19 protein-coding genes and 1 riboswitch are annotated in these 16614 nt (G+C 32.6%); of the genes, 7 read left to right on the top strand and 12 right to left on the bottom strand.

Annotation, left to right across the window (positions count from 1 at the left end; genetic code table 11):
• From ACTHW2_RS00175 to ACTHW2_RS00145, 7 genes are all read right to left on the bottom strand, one after another.
• The coding region (locus ACTHW2_RS00175) for a radical SAM protein (RefSeq protein ID WP_442261689.1) at positions 1-416 on the bottom strand (416 nt) is incomplete at its 3' end.
• Positions 417-429: 13 nt separating this feature from the next.
• Positions 430-930: a molybdopterin-guanine dinucleotide biosynthesis protein B gene (mobB, locus tag ACTHW2_RS00170; protein WP_442261688.1), complete on the bottom strand. Its 501-nt coding sequence runs from the start codon at positions 928-930 to the stop codon at positions 430-432.
• Between the two features lie 18 nt (positions 931-948).
• Positions 949-2154, bottom strand: a complete 1206-nt coding sequence (locus tag ACTHW2_RS00165) for a molybdopterin molybdotransferase MoeA (protein ID WP_442261687.1) — start codon at positions 2152-2154, stop codon at positions 949-951.
• A 2-nt stretch (positions 2155-2156) separates the two neighbouring features.
• The gene (locus ACTHW2_RS00160) at positions 2157-3173 is read right to left on the bottom strand and encodes a molybdopterin-binding protein (RefSeq protein ID WP_442261718.1); all 1017 of its coding nucleotides are present in this window, start codon (positions 3171-3173) and stop codon (positions 2157-2159) included.
• Positions 3174-3255: 82 nt separating this feature from the next.
• Positions 3256-3391, bottom strand: a riboswitch (molybdenum cofactor riboswitch).
• Between the two features lie 15 nt (positions 3392-3406).
• Positions 3407-4126, bottom strand: a complete 720-nt coding sequence (locus tag ACTHW2_RS00155; RefSeq protein WP_442261686.1) for a hypothetical protein — start codon at positions 4124-4126, stop codon at positions 3407-3409.
• Between the two features lie 27 nt (positions 4127-4153).
• Positions 4154-6274 (bottom strand): aldehyde ferredoxin oxidoreductase, encoded by a 2121-nt coding sequence (locus ACTHW2_RS00150; RefSeq protein WP_442261685.1) that lies wholly within the window; start codon positions 6272-6274, stop codon positions 4154-4156.
• Positions 6275-6289: 15 nt separating this feature from the next.
• Positions 6290-6940, bottom strand: coding sequence for a ferredoxin-like protein (locus ACTHW2_RS00145; RefSeq protein ID WP_442261684.1), 651 nt, complete (start codon positions 6938-6940; stop codon positions 6290-6292).
• 207 nt (positions 6941-7147) lie between these two features.
• Between ACTHW2_RS00145 and fdhD the strand changes: the two genes are divergently transcribed.
• The 7 genes from fdhD (at position 7148) to tatC (ending at position 11767) form a co-directional block, all read left to right on the top strand.
• On the top strand, positions 7148-7876 hold the full coding sequence (gene fdhD / locus ACTHW2_RS00140; protein ID WP_442261683.1) for a formate dehydrogenase accessory sulfurtransferase FdhD: 729 nt from the start codon (positions 7148-7150) through the stop codon (positions 7874-7876).
• Between the two features lie 23 nt (positions 7877-7899).
• Positions 7900-8076: a Sec-independent protein translocase subunit TatA/TatB gene (locus tag ACTHW2_RS00135; RefSeq protein WP_442261682.1), complete on the top strand. Its 177-nt coding sequence runs from the start codon at positions 7900-7902 to the stop codon at positions 8074-8076.
• Between the two features lie 123 nt (positions 8077-8199).
• Entirely contained in the window at positions 8200-9000 is an 801-nt protein-coding gene (gene modA, locus ACTHW2_RS00130) for a molybdate ABC transporter substrate-binding protein (RefSeq protein WP_442261681.1), read from the top strand.
• Positions 9000-9686, top strand: coding sequence for a molybdate ABC transporter permease subunit (gene modB / locus ACTHW2_RS00125; RefSeq protein WP_442261680.1), 687 nt, complete (start codon positions 9000-9002; stop codon positions 9684-9686). Before modA ends, modB begins: the two co-directional genes overlap by 1 nt.
• Complete coding sequence (locus tag ACTHW2_RS00120; RefSeq protein WP_442261717.1) at positions 9664-10728, top strand: sulfate/molybdate ABC transporter ATP-binding protein; 1065 nt, start codon at positions 9664-9666, stop codon at positions 10726-10728. Before modB ends, ACTHW2_RS00120 begins: the two co-directional genes overlap by 23 nt.
• Positions 10729-10832: 104 nt before the next feature.
• Complete coding sequence (locus tag ACTHW2_RS00115) at positions 10833-11030, top strand: twin-arginine translocase TatA/TatE family subunit (RefSeq protein WP_442261679.1); 198 nt, start codon at positions 10833-10835, stop codon at positions 11028-11030.
• Positions 11031-11044: 14 nt separating this feature from the next.
• Positions 11045-11767, top strand: a complete 723-nt coding sequence (gene tatC, locus ACTHW2_RS00110) for a twin-arginine translocase subunit TatC (protein WP_442261678.1) — start codon at positions 11045-11047, stop codon at positions 11765-11767.
• Between the two features lie 49 nt (positions 11768-11816).
• Here tatC and ACTHW2_RS00105 read toward each other — a convergent pair whose 3' ends face one another.
• From ACTHW2_RS00105 to ACTHW2_RS00085, 5 genes are all read right to left on the bottom strand, one after another.
• A complete protein-coding gene (locus ACTHW2_RS00105) occupies positions 11817-13700 on the bottom strand; it encodes a molybdopterin biosynthesis protein (RefSeq protein WP_442261677.1) in 1884 nt (627 codons plus the stop codon).
• 17 nt (positions 13701-13717) lie between these two features.
• Positions 13718-14944, bottom strand: a complete 1227-nt coding sequence (locus tag ACTHW2_RS00100) for a molybdopterin molybdotransferase MoeA (RefSeq protein WP_442261676.1) — start codon at positions 14942-14944, stop codon at positions 13718-13720.
• A complete protein-coding gene (locus tag ACTHW2_RS00095; protein WP_442261675.1) occupies positions 14944-15576 on the bottom strand; it encodes an ATP-binding cassette domain-containing protein in 633 nt (210 codons plus the stop codon). The genes ACTHW2_RS00100 and ACTHW2_RS00095 overlap by 1 nt, the downstream gene beginning before the upstream one ends.
• Positions 15577-16266 (bottom strand): ABC transporter permease, encoded by a 690-nt coding sequence (locus ACTHW2_RS00090; protein WP_442261674.1) that lies wholly within the window; start codon positions 16264-16266, stop codon positions 15577-15579. It lies immediately after the preceding gene.
• A 65-nt stretch (positions 16267-16331) separates the two neighbouring features.
• A partial coding sequence (locus tag ACTHW2_RS00085) for a substrate-binding domain-containing protein (RefSeq protein WP_442261673.1) occupies positions 16332-16614 on the bottom strand: 283 nt, incomplete at its 5' end.

The raw sequence follows: 16614 nt of genomic DNA, 5'->3' as shown, positions 1-16614 counted from the left end.
AAAGATAGATCTCCACCTCTAGTTATCTTTTTATATCTTTCTGCGTTCAATGTATCAAGACTTATATTTATTCTATCTAGTCCTGCTACTTTTAAATCCTTAGCCATCTTCTTTAAAAGAATTGCATTGGTTGTAAGTGCTATTTCCTCCACACCATCTAGATTTTTAACCTTTTCTATTAGACTAATTATTCCTTTTCTAACTAAAGGCTCCCCGCCTGTAAATCTTATTTTTTTTATTCCTAAATTTACAAAATGCCTTATCAATAGATAAGTTTCCTCTAAGCTCATTATATCATCATGAGATAGTTTTTCTTCTATTCCCTCTTCTGGCATACAATAAGTACATCTTAGATTACATCTATCTGTTAAAGATATTCTCAAATAGTCTATTTCCCTTCCAAATCTATCTTTCATCTTCTCACCTAATCTATTCTTCTATTATATAGTCATATATGTAGTTTGATAATTCTTCTATTTCATCTAACTTAAATTGTTCTACTCCAGGGTCAAATATATCCAAATCACTTATATAGGCAATTACTGTTTCTGGATTTGAGACAGGATTGGAAGATATCTTACCTCTTACAATTTCAATCTTTGGAAAATTCGAATATTTAAAACCTTCAAGTATTATAAGATCTGCCTCAGGAAATTGCTTTATAAGGTGGGATATATCAATGTTTTCTTCTTCCTTAATAAGCATCCATTTACTTCTAGAAAAGATTCCAATTCCATATGCCCCAGCTTCTCTGTGTTTATAGGTATCAGTGCCTTTTACATCTGGATCAAAATCATGTCCATCATGTTTTATTGTTGCGACCCTTAAGCCCTTTTTTTTCAATAGGGGAATAAGCTTGGTAATTAACGTGGTCTTACCTGAATTCTTTATTCCACTTATAGCTATAACCTTTTGCTCATAGTTTTTCATACTAATATCAGTCCGCCTTTATAATATTAATAATTCCACCTCATCTGATTTCTTAAGACCAGTATTTCCCGCTTCTATATCAATAAGGGCATTACAGTCTGTCATACTTAAAAGCATACCTGAAGAATGTCCACCTTCTGGAAGCCGAACCTGTCCATTTCCGTAAATACATCTTATAAATCTTCTATTCTTACTTTTTTTGTTAAAGTCATCCATCATAATACCTTTAGTTTTTTTTGTAGCTATACTATTATCACTACTTATTTTCCCGATTAATGGTCTGGCTAACAATTCAAATGTTACAAGAGATGCAAAAGGGTTCCCCGAAAGACTTAATATAGGTTTGTCCTTTAATATGGAATACATAGCAGGTGTTCCTGGTTGCATCCTAACCTTCCAAAATAATTGTTTAGCATCTAGGATTTCTATTACTTCATGGAATATATCCTTATCTCCAACAGATACCCCTCCTGTAGTGATTAACACATCTAAATTTTCAATATTCTCTCTTATATAGTAGGCAACGTCCTTAGGATCATCCTTTTCTGTATTTATCTTTACATACTCAAACCCTAATTCCCTTATTCTAGACCCTAATAATATACCATTTGTATCATATATTTTCCCATCTATCAAGTCTAATCCATGCTTGACAATTTCATCCCCAGTAACCAAAATTCCTATTTTAGGTCTTCTAATTACCCTTACTTTAGCTTGTCCCATACTTCCCAATACTCCCAAATCTATAGCAGAAAGTTTTGTACCCCTTTCCAATAGTAAGGTTCCAGACTCTATATCTTCACCCTTATAGCAATAGTTTTCAAAGGCTTCTAAAGTTTTATCAATAATTATATTATTATCCACTTCTATACAATCCTCAAGTCTAATAACACAATTAGCCCCTGAAGGCATCTTAGCTCCTGTCATTATCCTTATGGCTTCAAAGCCTCCTAGACTCTTAGTGCTAGGAGACCCAGCATAGGCTTTGTCTATAGGTGTAAATGTGATAGGATTAGACTTTGAAGCCCTAGATGTATCTTTTGCCCTTAGGGCAAATCCATCTAAAGGTGACCTGTCAAAAGGTGGGTTAGCCATTGGAGCATAAAAATCTTCTCCTAAGATTCTTCCAAGAGCATTTTCCAACCTTACTTCTTCAGTATCCTCTATCTTTTTTATAGACCTTAATATTATATCTAAAGCTTCTTCTAATTCTACATTGTACAACTCTATACACCCTTTCCAAATTGGCAGTTTGGATAATTACATTCAGGACAATCTAAGCATAATCCTCCATATCCCAGTTTTTTAATATGAGATTTGTTCACTTGAATACCTGCAGATACATATGGTAACATTATATCAAATATTGTATGTTTTTCATACATAGCACATCCTGGTAAGCCCATTATTGTACTTCCATCATCAAAATAAGCTAATAAAAACATGGCTCCTGGCAATACTGGAGCTCCATATGTAACAATATTAGCACCACTAGATTTTATTGCAGCAGGTGTTAAATCATCTGGATCAACGCTCATTCCTCCAGTACATATAATCAAATCTATATTGTCTTTTTTTATTTCTAAGATATTTGATTTAATTTCTTCTATGTCATCTCTACTAGTCAGATGTTTAACTACTTCTATTCCCATATCTTTTAGTTTTCCTTCAATTACAGGAGTAAATGTATCTTTTATTCTACCATAGTATACTTCATTACCAGTAGTTATAATTCCAGCCTTTAGACTCTTAAATGGTGTTAGTTTTAATATAGGCATATCCCCAGCAACTTCTTTTGCCTTATTTAATTTATCCTCCTCTATAACTAAAGGTATAACACGCATTCCAGCTAACTTATCCCCTGCCTTAACAGGAAGATTGCCCATTCTAGTTGCAATCATAATATCGTCTAGATCATTTATATTATTAAGTTTCTCAACGTCTACTTGAAATAAACCATCACATGTTGCTACTAGCTCCATCTTCCCTTCCTTTACTTCTGTAACAGTCATATTATCATTTATACATAAATTTGATAATATTAAAGCTGCATCATCTTCATGAACCATGGATTCGTCTTCTTCATAAACATATGTATGTTCCTTTCCCATTGATAAAAGAACAGGTATATCCTCCTCAGTAAGAACATGTCCCTTTCTAAAAACTGCATCTTTAATTTCACCCTTTACAATTCTAGTCATATCGTGACAAAGAACACTTCCAATGGCATCTTCTATTTTCATCTTTTCCAATTTAACCCATCCTTTATGTCAACAAAGCTGCTTTCAGTCCTTAGATCTGAAAACAGCTTTGTTATTTACTATATTCATACATCTTAGCTGCTCCTTTACAAACACGGAAGGCATGCTCGTTTCCAAGCGTACCCCTAAATATTAAATAATATTTGGGCATTTATCCATAAGGTTGATACAGGATGAAATGCTCGGAGTCAATAAATGTCATTTAATTTTAGTATCTAACGATATCCATACTCTCCATATTCTACGCCTTCTGCAAGTGCTCTTGCATACTTTTCACTCATGTGAATAGTAGAATAAAGATATCTTACATTATTCCCAGTTCTTAACTCACAAATATCACTATACTCTTCTTCCTGTCCCATTCTCTCAAGAGCACGTTCAATTTGCGGCTCAGTATGAAAGTATGGAGAATTATTAAAGTAATATAATGGTGTAGCACAAGGATAAGTCTTACAATTCCATCTAACCATTTCAGCAATAGTCTTAGAAATATCCTTATCCTCTACTAATACGGCAATCTTTGCATAATTATCACTCATAAATTTATTTGAGTAATAATATATGTCTTTATCACCTTTTATAAAGGTAATATCTTTACAAGCTTCATCATTATTTATAGAAGTCAATAACTCTTCAAGATCTTGATCTTTCTTATCCAAAGAAGACCTATCCGTTAAATGTGCTCCATGGCTTCTAATTCTTATAAATTCAGCTAGTAGTTGAGCTTCTGTTTTTTCTTCTTTTATAACTTCCTTTTCTTTTTCTTCTAAAGGAATAGAAGTATCATCTGCTTCATCAAGTTCTTCTAAATAGTCCATAAGATCAACTTTTTCTTCTTCTAACTCATCTTGATTTGCATCTTCTGAAAATTCAGTTGAAAACTCAGTAATTTCTTCTTCTTTAGCAAATCCCTTTTTTCTTCTTCCAAATAACAATATTGCACCTCCAAACTTTCACTCATATTAATTTGGTAGTAATCCTCTTTTTTCTAGATCATCAGCCATATAAGCTAAGCCAAGTCTTTCAAGAGTTTTTCTAGTTGGAATTCCTGTTTCAACATCCCAGCCCATCTCTTCATAAAACATTGTTCTAGCTACTTCCATATCTTCCCTATCCATTTTAACTGTACCCGCTTCAAAAGCTTTAAATTCTGGCTCTTTATCAAATACCCAAGCTGGTATTGTATCATGGTCTTTTCTTAGGTTTTTACTTCCTTCATGAATATCAAAAGATATAGCTGTCATAACTCTTAGCATGTTTGATACCCTTTCACTAGCTAGATCAACATCTTCTCTTTTCCACTTTTCACCCGTAACTGCAGTCATATACGTAGCATCTAAATCATGATCACCCTTATATCCTCTTTTCTTAGACGGAGATAAAGTCATAGGATACATCCAATTGCACAGAGTAGACATATCATGCCATTGTTTTCCTAAAAAAGCCCATTTAGCAAGTTTTGCCTTACTTTTATTCATAGGAGTATAATGTTTTGGCTTATCTACAGCTCCTTTACCGAATTCATCCTCTAATATCTTCTTATAGATTTCATAAGGAGAACCAGACTGTACAACATTTGTCATATGATGAATCATACAATCCCTATTATACATCATATTATATAATAATCCTGTTTGCCATACGTCTTCAGCAGAATGGTGTTTTGGATATCCATTATATGTAACATTTTGTAAATATTCTACATCATAATATTCTTGACCCAAGTCCCACTCTTTAACTAATAAATATGTTCCAAGTCCTAATTTAGCTATTTCTCCTTCATTCATAGAAATCCTACGAACTATATCTACTACCCAGCGTGGATCGCCATCTTTCATCATATCCCATGGAATTGAATTATATTCCGCAGCTGGAAGTTTAGCTTTAAGTATTCCTGACTTATAACAATGGTTAAAGTCACGTTGGATATTTCCATAGTTATCCCATAATCCATAGTCATCTACTGCCCTAGATCCAGCACCACAAATAACTAAATTTGCATCACCTTCATCAACGAAATCTTTTATTCCTTCTGGATACCAAGCTCCTTGATAAATAATCGGCATACATGTATTTGATACCTTAGTTGGTAGATCATATTCTGCTAGTGGATCAATATCATATTGAGCATAGCATCTTATAGGACATGATGAACATCCTCCAACTTTAACCATATATTTATCTGCAATATCTCCATGGTCAAAATATCCTTTATGAGCCCTAAAACCAATCTTATCTATATCGCCTACTGGCTGCTCACCCATATCTACAAAGCCACCTTCAGCTTTTTTCCAGCCCCTACCCGGTGCACCTGACCATCTGTTAGCTCCAGAAGGTGCAGAATACTCTGCCCAAGATTGTGGAACTGCTGGAACGTTATGGTTATTATTTCCACCTATTAGTTCTCTTAGCATATAATCACTAGCTTCTTTTAAACCTTTTGAATCAGCAATTTTTATACTTCCAGTTCCCCTAACTACAAAGCCTTTAACATTTTTAGAACCAAATATTGCTCCAACTCCCGCTCCACCTGAATTTCCAACTGAAGTAAGCATACAAGACATATTTACCAGATTTTCTCCAGCCTGTCCAATTGTTGCAGCATCGAAGGCTTCTCCATTTTCTTCCACTAATATTCTATTAGCTTCAAAAGTTCCCTTTCCCCAAATATGATTTGCATCTTCTATGGAAACCTTATCATCATCTATCTTTAAGTAAACAGGTTTTGATGACTTTCCTTCAAATATAATTGCATCATACCCTGCATATTTAATTGCATGTGCTATATGTCCTCCCATATGTGCATCTACAATTGAGTACCCTTTTGTCCATGAAGATAGAAAAGACATATTAAGTCTTCCTGAACATGGAATACCAGAACCAGTTAAAGGACCCATAGCTAATACTACCTTAGATTCTTCATCATAGGCATGAGTATCCAAAGGAACCTCATCATATATAACCTTATATCCTATTCCCATTCCACCTACATAATCTTTATATTTATCTATTTCTTCTACACTAATTGAATTAGTAGTAAAATTAACACGAAGTATCTTTCCAGCCCATCCATACATTGTCATTATTCCTCAACCTCCCTATTCTTTTCTTGTCTCTTGCTCTGCTGCAACTACAGCCTCCCATGGTACTACTGAAAGAGCACCTGTTACACATCCATCTATACAAGCACCACACAGAATACATTTCGATGCTTTTTGAGTTTCTGGATGTAAAGTTATCATATCCCAAGGACAGGCTTCAACACAAGCACCACAGCCTACACACTTATCTTCATCAACCAACTTAACTCCTTTATCGTTGGCATAAATAGCATTTTCAGGACAAGCTTCTCCGCAAAATGGCTTATCACATTGGCGGCATGTATCTGGGAAGTAAACCCAATCATCTTGATATGTACCATGTCCATTACTATTCATAAGATTACGAGTTACCTTAACTCTAGAGGTATGAGATGAAGCTTCACCATCATTAACTGTTGTACAGTTTATCTCACATCTTTGACATCCAGTACACTTAGCTTGATTAACCACTAACAATCCAGTAGGAGTTGCCCACACAGCAACGTCATCATTGTTTACCTGTTTTTGAGTACATCCCATCATGGATAACAAGGATGCTGATATTGTCAAACCGGCTAAACTTTTTCCAGAAACCCTCATAAATTTCCTTCTTGTCATTTCTTGATTTAAAACCTTATCAAGCTTATTTTCATTTTTAATTTCAGACATTTTATTCACCCCTTGTTTAAAGTCAATATTACCTTGAATAGTTTGATTGTTAATTAACATTCAAGTATATATTATAATATAATATATACCTACTGTCAAACATTCCTATTAACCCTAACTTTTAACTATGGTTTGATAAATCATTTGCAATCTTTCAATCTATATATTATAATTCTAATTAGATAAAATAGAAAGTTAGGTGATAATTTGTCGAAATTTGAATTACATTCTGCAGTCGAGATGCCTGCTGAATTGTGGATAAACAATAAAATACTTACAACATTTATGTGTACTCCTCTTGACCTAGAGGAACTAGCTATTGGTCACTTGTTAACTCGTGGTATAGTAAAACATTTATCTGATATAGATAATATAGAAATAGATTTAAATAAATATCAAATCTATGTTACCACAAGTGGAACTACATCTAGTAAATTATATAGCGTACCTGAATTTGTTCTTAGCGGTACTTCTTCCGTAGATAAATTCAGTGATAATATATATGATATTCCTAGAATTCATAGTAATATTTCTGTTAAACTTTCTAAAATAGTTGAATTTGCAGACCGTTTAGAAAAAGAAGCTATAATTTATAATACTACTGGTGGTGTCCATGGTGCTATATTGGTAGATATGGATAAAGGCAATTATTTTGTACGTGAAGATATAGGTAGACATTGTGCAGTAGATAAGGTCATAGGTGCAGTAGCTAAAGAAGGATTAAATTTTTCCAATACCTTCATCTCCACAACTGGAAGAATATCTTTAGATATGCTTCTTAAATGTGCGGTAGTTCAAATACCTATAATATCCTCTTTAAAATATCCTAGCGATATGGGTATAAAACTAGCAAATCATTACGGAATCTCACTTGTCTCTAGGATATTATCTGAGAATCCACTTATATATACAAATGATCAAAATTTTATAAAATAATAAGTTAAAAGGAGTTGAGTTTTATGCTGAGTAAAATTGGTATATGGGAGCTTATGCTTATACTAGGTATAGTTTTGGTAGTTTTTGGACCTTCCAAACTACCTGAATTAGGAAAAACTATGGGCCAAGCAATAAGTTCATTTCGTAAAGGCGTAGACGGAAAAGACGAGAGTACAAGCGAGGAAGAAACTAATAAATAGTTCTAGAGTGTATAGATAAAATAAAGTTGTCTTAGACAAATAGAATATAAAACATCTAATTAGACGATTTATATTCTATTTGTTCATTAAAGAGTATTTCAAGTTATAAGGAGGAGTTAATAAATGAATTTTAAGAAAGTTATCTATCTTTGTATAATAATAGTAATTGTTTCCTTCATTGGTTTTAATACTTTAAAACTTAATAATACTGGACTAAGTAAGAATAATGAAAATGTAGAATTGTTAATAGGAGCAGCAGCAAGTTTAACAGATGTTTTAAACGACCTCAAAGATACTTATGAGGACATTAATCCTAATGTTAATCTTAATTTTACATATGGTAGCTCAGGTGCATTACAAGCACAAATTGAAGAAGGTGCTCCTATAGATATATTTTTTTCTGCGGCGGAAAAACAAATGAATGCTTTGGAAGAAAAGGGACTTATTTCTGAACATACAAGAAAAAACCTCTTAACCAATAAGGTTGTTTTAGTAGCTCCAGCAAATAGCAGTTTAGAAATCCATGATTTTTATGATTTAACAAAAGATAATATTACTAGCATTGCTATCGGCGATCCCTCTCATGTTCCTATAGGCCAATATTCTGAGGAGATACTTAGCAACTTAGAACTTCTAGATGATATTAAGGAAAAAGTTATATACTCAAAAGATGTAAGAACAGCCCTTACTTGGGTGGAGAATGAGGAAGTTGATTGTGCTATCGTTTATGCTACAGATGCTTACACTACTAATCTAGTAAAAATAATTGCTGAAGCACCAGAAGAAAGTTACAGGGAAGTAAACTATCCTATTGCAACTATTAAGAATAGTAAACACTCAGATGCTTCTCAACTTTTTATAGAATTTCTATCTAGTAAGCAGGCGGCTGAAAAATTTAGAGACTATGGTTTTAATGTGAATTAATGAAAAACCTTACGGATCTTTCCCCACTTTTAATATCATTACAAGCTGCAATTATTGCCACCTTTATAAACTTTTTCCTAGGTATATATAGTGCTTTTTTTATTAGTAAAACTAAAAAGGCTAAAGCTATAGTAGATAGTATATTGATCCTGCCACTAATACTTCCTCCAACTGTTATAGGTTTTTTTCTATTGGTCCTATTTGGGAAAAATAGCATTGTGGGACAAATATTAATGAGATTTGATATCTCTATTATTTTTTCTAAAGTTGCCACTATTATTTCAGCCATAGTAGTCTCCTTTCCTCTCATGTATAGAACAGCTCGGGGAGCCTTTGAACAGTTCGATCAGGACATGATCTATGCGGCTAGAACATTAGGATTAAAGGAACATACCATCTTCACGAAAATCATTCTGCCTAATAGCCTTTCTAATATAATGGCTGGAACTATTTTGACCTTTGCAAGGTCATTTGGGGAATTTGGTGCTACTATTATGATAGCAGGCAATATCCCCGGGAAAACTCAAACTATGTCCATAGCCATATATAGTGCTGTTCAGTCTGGCAATCGTCAATTAGCATATAGTTGGGTAATCTTAATGGCTTCCATTTCTCTTGTTATGATGGTACTTATGAATAAGTTTGAAAATGATAAAATCTTAAATACAAGAAAGGGAGAGAATTAAAATACTTTATGTTGATATAAAAAAACGATTAACAGATTTTCATTTAGATGTACAATTTGAAATAAATAATGAAACATTAGCTCTTTTGGGTCCCTCTGGATGTGGGAAAAGTATGACTCTTAAATGTATCGCTGGAATCGAAACTCCAGATGAGGGTCAAATAGTCTTAAATGGAAAAGTCCTATTTGATCATAAAAAAAAAATAAATATAATACCACAAGATAGAGAAGTAGGAATGTTATTCCAAAGCTATGCACTATTTCCCAATATGACCCTAGAAGAAAATATAAAAATAGGAGTCAAAATAGATAAGATTAATAAAGGAAAAACCGTACAAAGAATAATAAATGATTTTTCACTTAATGGATTAGAAAAAAGTTACCCCCATCAGCTTTCAGGAGGGCAACAACAAAGAACTGCCTTAGCTAGAATGATAGTCAATCAGCCCAAGATACTTATGTTAGACGAGCCTTTTTCCGCCCTAGATGAGCATCTGAAATTCCAAATGGAAGATAAGCTAATAGACATTATAAAAAATCATGTGGGAGAAGTCTTATATGTCACCCATAGTAAAGACGAGGTTTTCAGAGTAAGTGATTTAATCGCTGTAATGGATGGGGGCAGAATTGAGGAACTTAGTAGCAAGTCCCAACTATTTGAGAGGCCTAAAAGTGTATATTCTGCAATACTTACTGGTTATAAAAATATATCTAGGGCAAAAAAAGTTAATGATAGAAGAGTTGTAGCCTTAGATTGGGACTTAGAATTAGAATGTGATTACGTAGGAGATAATATTAAATATATAGGTGTCCCCAACGAGGCTCTTGATATTTGTCATAATAATAGTATGGAGAATACCTTCGGCTTTAATATAAATAGGATAATCGAAAATATAAATTCCTATATCATAATTCTATCTAATAAATATAATACAGAATCCCCCATTTATATAGAAGTTCCTAAGAATGATTATGGTAATATTGAGACTATGAAAGATCTATATATAAAATTCCATAGAGATAAAATTGTATTGTTTTATTAATAATAAGTATAGATAAATAAGCATTGTTATTCTTTACACAAGTATATTTTAGTGGTACTATACTATATATAATCAAAAAATATCAACAGCAAGGAGGAATACATATGTTTGGACCTGGTAAACTTGGAATAGGAGAATTGGTATTACTTTTTACAATTGCTCTAGTAATCTTTGGACCTGATAAACTACCACAACTTGGTAAATCCATGGGAGAGGCCATTAATCAATTTAAAAATGCCTCTAAAGAAATTACAGATGGAATCAGTGACTCCTTAAATGATAAGGATAAACAAGAATCATAATGAAGGATGAAGATATGGAAATTCAAGATAAAAAAGAAACTATAGTTGGGCATCTTTCAGAATTGAGAAAAAGAATTATATATAGCTTTATTTCGCTAATCTTTTTCTCAGTATTATCCTATAACTTTTCTGAACCTATAGTGAAAAATATGATTAGTAAAACTCCAGAAATAGATTTCGTGTTTATTACTCCAACGGAACTATTTATGTCCTACCTTAAAATATCTATAATAGCTGGTATAGTTCTATCTCTACCTATTATTATCTTTAATATTTGGTTATTTGTAAAGCCAGGACTAGACCTTCATGAGAGAAAGTTAATTGTTAGATCTCTTTTTTTAGGTGGGATACTTTTTTTATTAGGAGCAACATTTGCATACTTATTTGTGTTCCCTATGACACTCGTATTTTTTACAAGCTTTCAGATAGATGAAATTCAGGCAATGATAAGTTTTAGTAGCTACCTAGCTTTTGCTATTACTTTTATTTTATCATTTGGTTTAATATTTGAGATGCCTATTTTAATGACTATTATAGTAAAATTTGGATTAGTAAGTACTGAAACTTTACGAAAAAATAGAAAGATAGCTATTCTTGTGATTTTTATAGTAGCTGCTATTCTTACTCCACCCGATATAATATCACAAACGCTATTATCTTTACCTATGATATTATTATTTGAAATAGGACTTTTCTTTTCAAAATTAGTAGAAAAAGATAAATCTAAAGATGCATAAAAAAACTTCTAGGATATGTATCCTAGAAGTTTTTTTATATATTATTTTATTATATCGGTAATATGTCTCCAATATTTTTTGTCTTATACCCTCCAAGTGCTAATACTCTTTGTTCAAACTCTTTAGATGTAAGTATATCTATAAACCTTTTTACCTTTTCATCTTTTAACATAAACCTTTCTATTAAGAAGTCATAGTCCTCATAAGCTACTTCTATGAAATCTAGGTCCATAGCTTTAGCCGCAGAGTATACACCAAGCCCTACAGTCTTTTCGCCACTTTCTACAGCTGATGCCACTGCCATATGGGTGTTTAACTCTCTTTTATATCCTTTTATTTTATCTGAATCTATATTTTCTTTTCCAAGATGATAGTCTAAAAGTACCCTTGTTCCAGCTCCTCTTTGTCTATTTACAAAAGATACATCTTTATTTAGCAGATCTTTAAAATTCTTTACTAGACCCTTATCTTCTTTTCTTACCATAAAACCTTGAAGTCTTTTAACCCCTTTTATTAAAGACATATCTTTTCCAGCAAAGTATTTCTTTATAGAGGATATATTATATTCTCCAGTTTTCTCATCTAAAAGGTGGATTGGTGCTATATGACATTCCCCTCTTCTAATAGCCATAATGCCCCCTATACTTCCAACATGACCTGATGAAAGCTTAGTCATATCTCCCAATATATCCATAATAAGATCGTGGCTACCTATAGATACTATAGTCTTTTTTATTTCTTCCAAAGGTTTTAAAAGTCTTACATCTATCTCTTCCCCCGCTTCTACACCTTCAATGTTTTGCGGAATAATTCCAATACCATCAGCCCTTACAAGGCTCATAGTAGCACCTGCACCACTTGATAAAGGAGTTGCTATAAGTCTATCTCCTACTTGTCCTAAATTTACTCTTACAAGTTCTTTATTTTTAAATGAAGAAAATACTCTCTTGGTAATATTAGCCTTTATTGTATCTTCTGTTTCTTCTTCTAAGCCTAAGAACTTAGCTATCAAGGGTTTTATAAAAGTATCAAATACTAAATAACTAGATACTGGATAGCCAGGTATTCCTATTACAGGCTTTCCTTCAATTATTCCAAGTATAGTAGGTTTCCCAGGCTTTAAAGCTATACCATGAACTAAAACTTCTCCAAGTTCTTTTATTATATTTACAGTATAGTCCTTAGTTCCGGCAGATGAACCTGCATTTATAAGCATAATATCATTTTCTCTTACCATTTTTAATATATTTGTCTTTAAGAGTTCATAATCATCTTCTATTGGAGAATATCTATGAGGCTGTCCACCAAGTTTTGAAACTTCAGCAACAAAAACTCTAGAATTAGAATCTATTATACTACCACTTTTTATATCCTTTACATCTTCTACTATTTCTGATCCAGTGGGAAGTATACCTATCTTAGGCTTCTTATAGACCTTTACACTATCTATTCCACCTGAAAGAAGAGCACCTATATCAATAGGTCTTATTTTATGATTTGAAGGGATTATCATCTCTGTTGCAACTATATCTTCTCCAATTTGCCTTACATGCTTCCAAGGATAACTGGCTTGTAATATTTGAACTTTCCCCTCTTCAAGTTCTATACAATCTTCTATCATAATAACTGAATCATATGGTTCCCTTAAAACATTACCTGTATTTATATAGTAAAAATCTTCTCCTTCTTTTAAGCTTATTGGCTTTACCTGACTAGCACCAATTGTTCGCTCTGAAATAACTGCTATTCCATCCATTGCCGCTGCATTATAGTTTGGAGATGATGTTTTAGCTTCTACCATATCAAAACTTATCCTATCCATACTTTCTTCTACATCTATATACTCAAACTTGGGCTTTATATTTAATCTATTATAGTACTTTTCTTTTGCTAGGTCTACGTCCATATTATCTATATATATATCTCTTTTCATCTCTTAAACCTCCTATATTAGATAAGAAAAACTACTCTTTCCTCTCCTTTATATATACCTTCTTCTTCCTTTTTCAAAAGTATATATCCATCAGAATTCTTTAAAAGACTTATCATAGAACTCTTTCCAAAGTTTGGGCTTGCAAAATAATTTTCACCGTCTTTTCTTAAGTTTACCATTTGATATGTTAATTTTCCAGAAGATGAAGGAAAGTTAAAGTCCATAGTTGCCCTTACTTGGGGATGTATCTCTTTTATATTCATCTTTTCTTTTACAAAGTTTTCTACAAGTGCTTTAAATATTATAATCGAAGAAACGGGGTGCCCAGGAAGTCCAAATATTAGTTTACCATTTCCCTCTCCCACAATAGTTGGTTTTCCTGGTTTTATAGAAAGCCCATGAACAAAGACGCCCTTTCCTTCAAAACTGTCGATTACATCTTTCGTAAAGTCTCTAGTTCCAACAGAACTTCCTCCAGATATAAGAACTATATCTGATAGACTTAAGCCCTTTTCCACTTCACTTCTTAATATATTAAAATCATCCTTAGCAATAGTCTTTCCAACTACTTGACCACCAAGTTTTTTTATCTCGCCAAAAAGAGTATAAGCATTTATATCTCTAACCTGACCTAGCTTTAAATCTTCATCCATATCTATTATTTCATCACCAGTAGATATTATAAAAAATTTTGGTCTCTTATAGACCTTTACTTTGCCTCGCCCAAGGGCACCTAATACCCCCATTATTTCCGGGCTTATTTTCTTACCTTTTTCTAACACAAGCTTGCCCTTTCTAATATCGTCTCCTCTATATACTATATTTTCTCCAGAAGATATGGGCTTATTTAAAAGAAGAGTTTTTTCATCTAGTTTTTCCGTGTTTTCTATCATAATAACTCCATCAGCACCCGCTGGAATCATTCCACCAGTAGGTACATAGACAGCTTTACCTGAAACAATATCCATTTGACAGCTCTCACCCATATGGACCTCACCTGCTATATCTAAAACACTTGGTATAGAATCACTTGCCCCATGGCTATCACTTGAAAAAATTGCATAGCCATCCATAGTAGACCTATTAAACTCTGGCACATCTATAGGTGAATATATATCTTCCCCTAAAACTCTGTCTAAAGACTCTAATATATCTACATCTTCTAACTCAAGTTTAAATTCCTTAAAGTTGTCTAATATCATTTCTCTAGCATTTTCTACAGTTACTACATTGAAAAAGTCCATCATTCTACCACCCTTCCTCTTTCTAACTTTATTATATTATGACATAATCTTTCAGCCTGCTCTATATTATGGGTTACTATAACTACCGTACCTTTATTTTCTCTATTATAATTAAGTATTGCCCTTTCCATATGATCTATATATTCTGGGTCTATATTTGAAGTAGGTTCATCTAAGAGCAAGAGCTCTGGATTGAAAATCAAGCTTCTTGCCAGGGCAACCTTTTGGGTCTCCCCACCTGATAATTTACTTCCTATTTTATTCTTCAAATCTTCTATTTCTAAAATCTTTAATAGTTTTAAAACCCTTTTTTCTATCTCTTCCTTTTCAATACCTCTTATATCTAAAGGATATGATATGTTTTTATACACTGTTCTTCTAAAAAGATAAGCCTTTTGAAAAACTAAGGTCATATCCTTTCTAATTTCTTCATCTATCTTTTTCCCATTATATCTTACTTCACCTTCATGCTCGTCATCTAATCCTGCTACTATATTTAAAAGTGTAGACTTTCCTGATCCATTTGAACCTACTATACCTGTTACTTTTCTAGTCTCTATCTTTAAACTATCTATATCTAGTACTGTTTTATCTCCATATTTTTTCTTAACATTTTCTATTTGTAATTCCATTTATTTCTCCTCACTATAAGAATAAATCATACTATGTACAATAAATGATATTAAAAGTAAAATAATACCAAGTGCTATGGCAGTTGGATAATCCCCCATAGAGTTCATCATAGATATAGTTGTTGTAATTACTCTTGTATGATATTTGATATTACCACCAACTATCATAACTGCTCCAACTTCAGATATGGCTCTAGAAAATGAAGTAGCAACATTTACAATTATATCTAACTTTAATTCCCTTATTATTAGAATTATACTTTGAATTTTATTTGCTCCCAAGGTCATAGCAATTTTTTCAATGTTCTTCCCCCGATTTGTAGACAAGCCATAGCTTAGTCCAAAACTTAAAGGCATAACAAGAAAGGTTTGAGCTATAATCATAGCTTTAGTAGTGTACATGAGTCCAAAGCTTCCAAAGGGTCCCTTTCTTGAAAGAATAATATGTACTAATAGTCCTATTACTACTGTTGGTATACTCATCATAGTATATATAATTCTACTAAATAATCTTTTACCTTTGAAGTCTTGTATTCCCAGACCAATCCCAAGTGGTATAGATGCTAAGGATCCTAAGATTGTAGCTGTAGATGATACAAATAAGGATAGAAGAACTATCCCAAATATTTCCCTATCCAAACTTATTATTAATCTTATAGCTTCTTTGACTCCCTCTAATATATAATCCATAAGTTTACCTCAATTCTTAAATTTAAAAGGCTGGAAATATTACCAGCCTTCTAAAACCTTTTTAATTATTCTGCATTAGGAAAGAATAATGGTTGACCATATTCTTCTACTCCAAATTCTTCTATTAAACTTTGTCCTTTTTCTGAAGTCATCCAATTCATAAATTCAATAGCACCATCATTATTTATCTCTCCTGCATCATCTTCTAAAACTTCTGGATTTACAGGAATTATACCGTATTGATTTAATAAATTGTCGTCACCCTCTACTACAATATCAAGGTCTAAATCACTTTTCATGCTTAAATATGTTGCTCTGTCTGTTATAGCATAAGCTTGTTTTTCTCCT

It is taken from the genome of Tissierella sp., assembly GCF_052089545.1.
Classification (GTDB): Bacteria; Bacillota; Clostridia; order Tissierellales; family Tissierellaceae; genus Tissierella_A.
The sequence above is the reverse complement of the archived record's forward strand: the minus strand, read 5'-3'. Positions and strand labels throughout refer to the sequence as shown.

What these genes read in the sequence shown, in the direction of transcription:
- ACTHW2_RS00090 (WP_442261674.1), bottom strand. Translation starts at nt 16,266, where the DNA reads ATGGATTATATATTAGAGGGAGTCAAAGAAGCTATAAGATTAATAATA.
- modB (WP_442261680.1), top strand. Translation starts at nt 9,000, where the DNA reads ATGAAAAACCTTACGGATCTTTCCCCACTTTTAATATCATTACAAGCT.
- mobB (WP_442261688.1), bottom strand. Translation starts at nt 930, where the DNA reads ATGAAAAACTATGAGCAAAAGGTTATAGCTATAAGTGGAATAAAGAAT.
- modA (WP_442261681.1), top strand. Translation starts at nt 8,200, where the DNA reads ATGAATTTTAAGAAAGTTATCTATCTTTGTATAATAATAGTAATTGTT.
- ACTHW2_RS00105 (WP_442261677.1), bottom strand. Translation starts at nt 13,700, where the DNA reads ATGAAAAGAGATATATATATAGATAATATGGACGTAGACCTAGCAAAA.
- tatC (WP_442261678.1), top strand. Translation starts at nt 11,045, where the DNA reads ATGGAAATTCAAGATAAAAAAGAAACTATAGTTGGGCATCTTTCAGAA.
- ACTHW2_RS00115 (WP_442261679.1), top strand. Translation starts at nt 10,833, where the DNA reads ATGTTTGGACCTGGTAAACTTGGAATAGGAGAATTGGTATTACTTTTT.
- ACTHW2_RS00160 (WP_442261718.1), bottom strand. Translation starts at nt 3,173, where the DNA reads ATGAAAATAGAAGATGCCATTGGAAGTGTTCTTTGTCACGATATGACT.
- ACTHW2_RS00150 (WP_442261685.1), bottom strand. Translation starts at nt 6,274, where the DNA reads ATGACAATGTATGGATGGGCTGGAAAGATACTTCGTGTTAATTTTACT.
- ACTHW2_RS00135 (WP_442261682.1), top strand. Translation starts at nt 7,900, where the DNA reads ATGCTGAGTAAAATTGGTATATGGGAGCTTATGCTTATACTAGGTATA.
- ACTHW2_RS00145 (WP_442261684.1), bottom strand. Translation starts at nt 6,940, where the DNA reads ATGTCTGAAATTAAAAATGAAAATAAGCTTGATAAGGTTTTAAATCAA.
- ACTHW2_RS00095 (WP_442261675.1), bottom strand. Translation starts at nt 15,576, where the DNA reads ATGGAATTACAAATAGAAAATGTTAAGAAAAAATATGGAGATAAAACA.
- ACTHW2_RS00100 (WP_442261676.1), bottom strand. Translation starts at nt 14,944, where the DNA reads ATGGACTTTTTCAATGTAGTAACTGTAGAAAATGCTAGAGAAATGATA.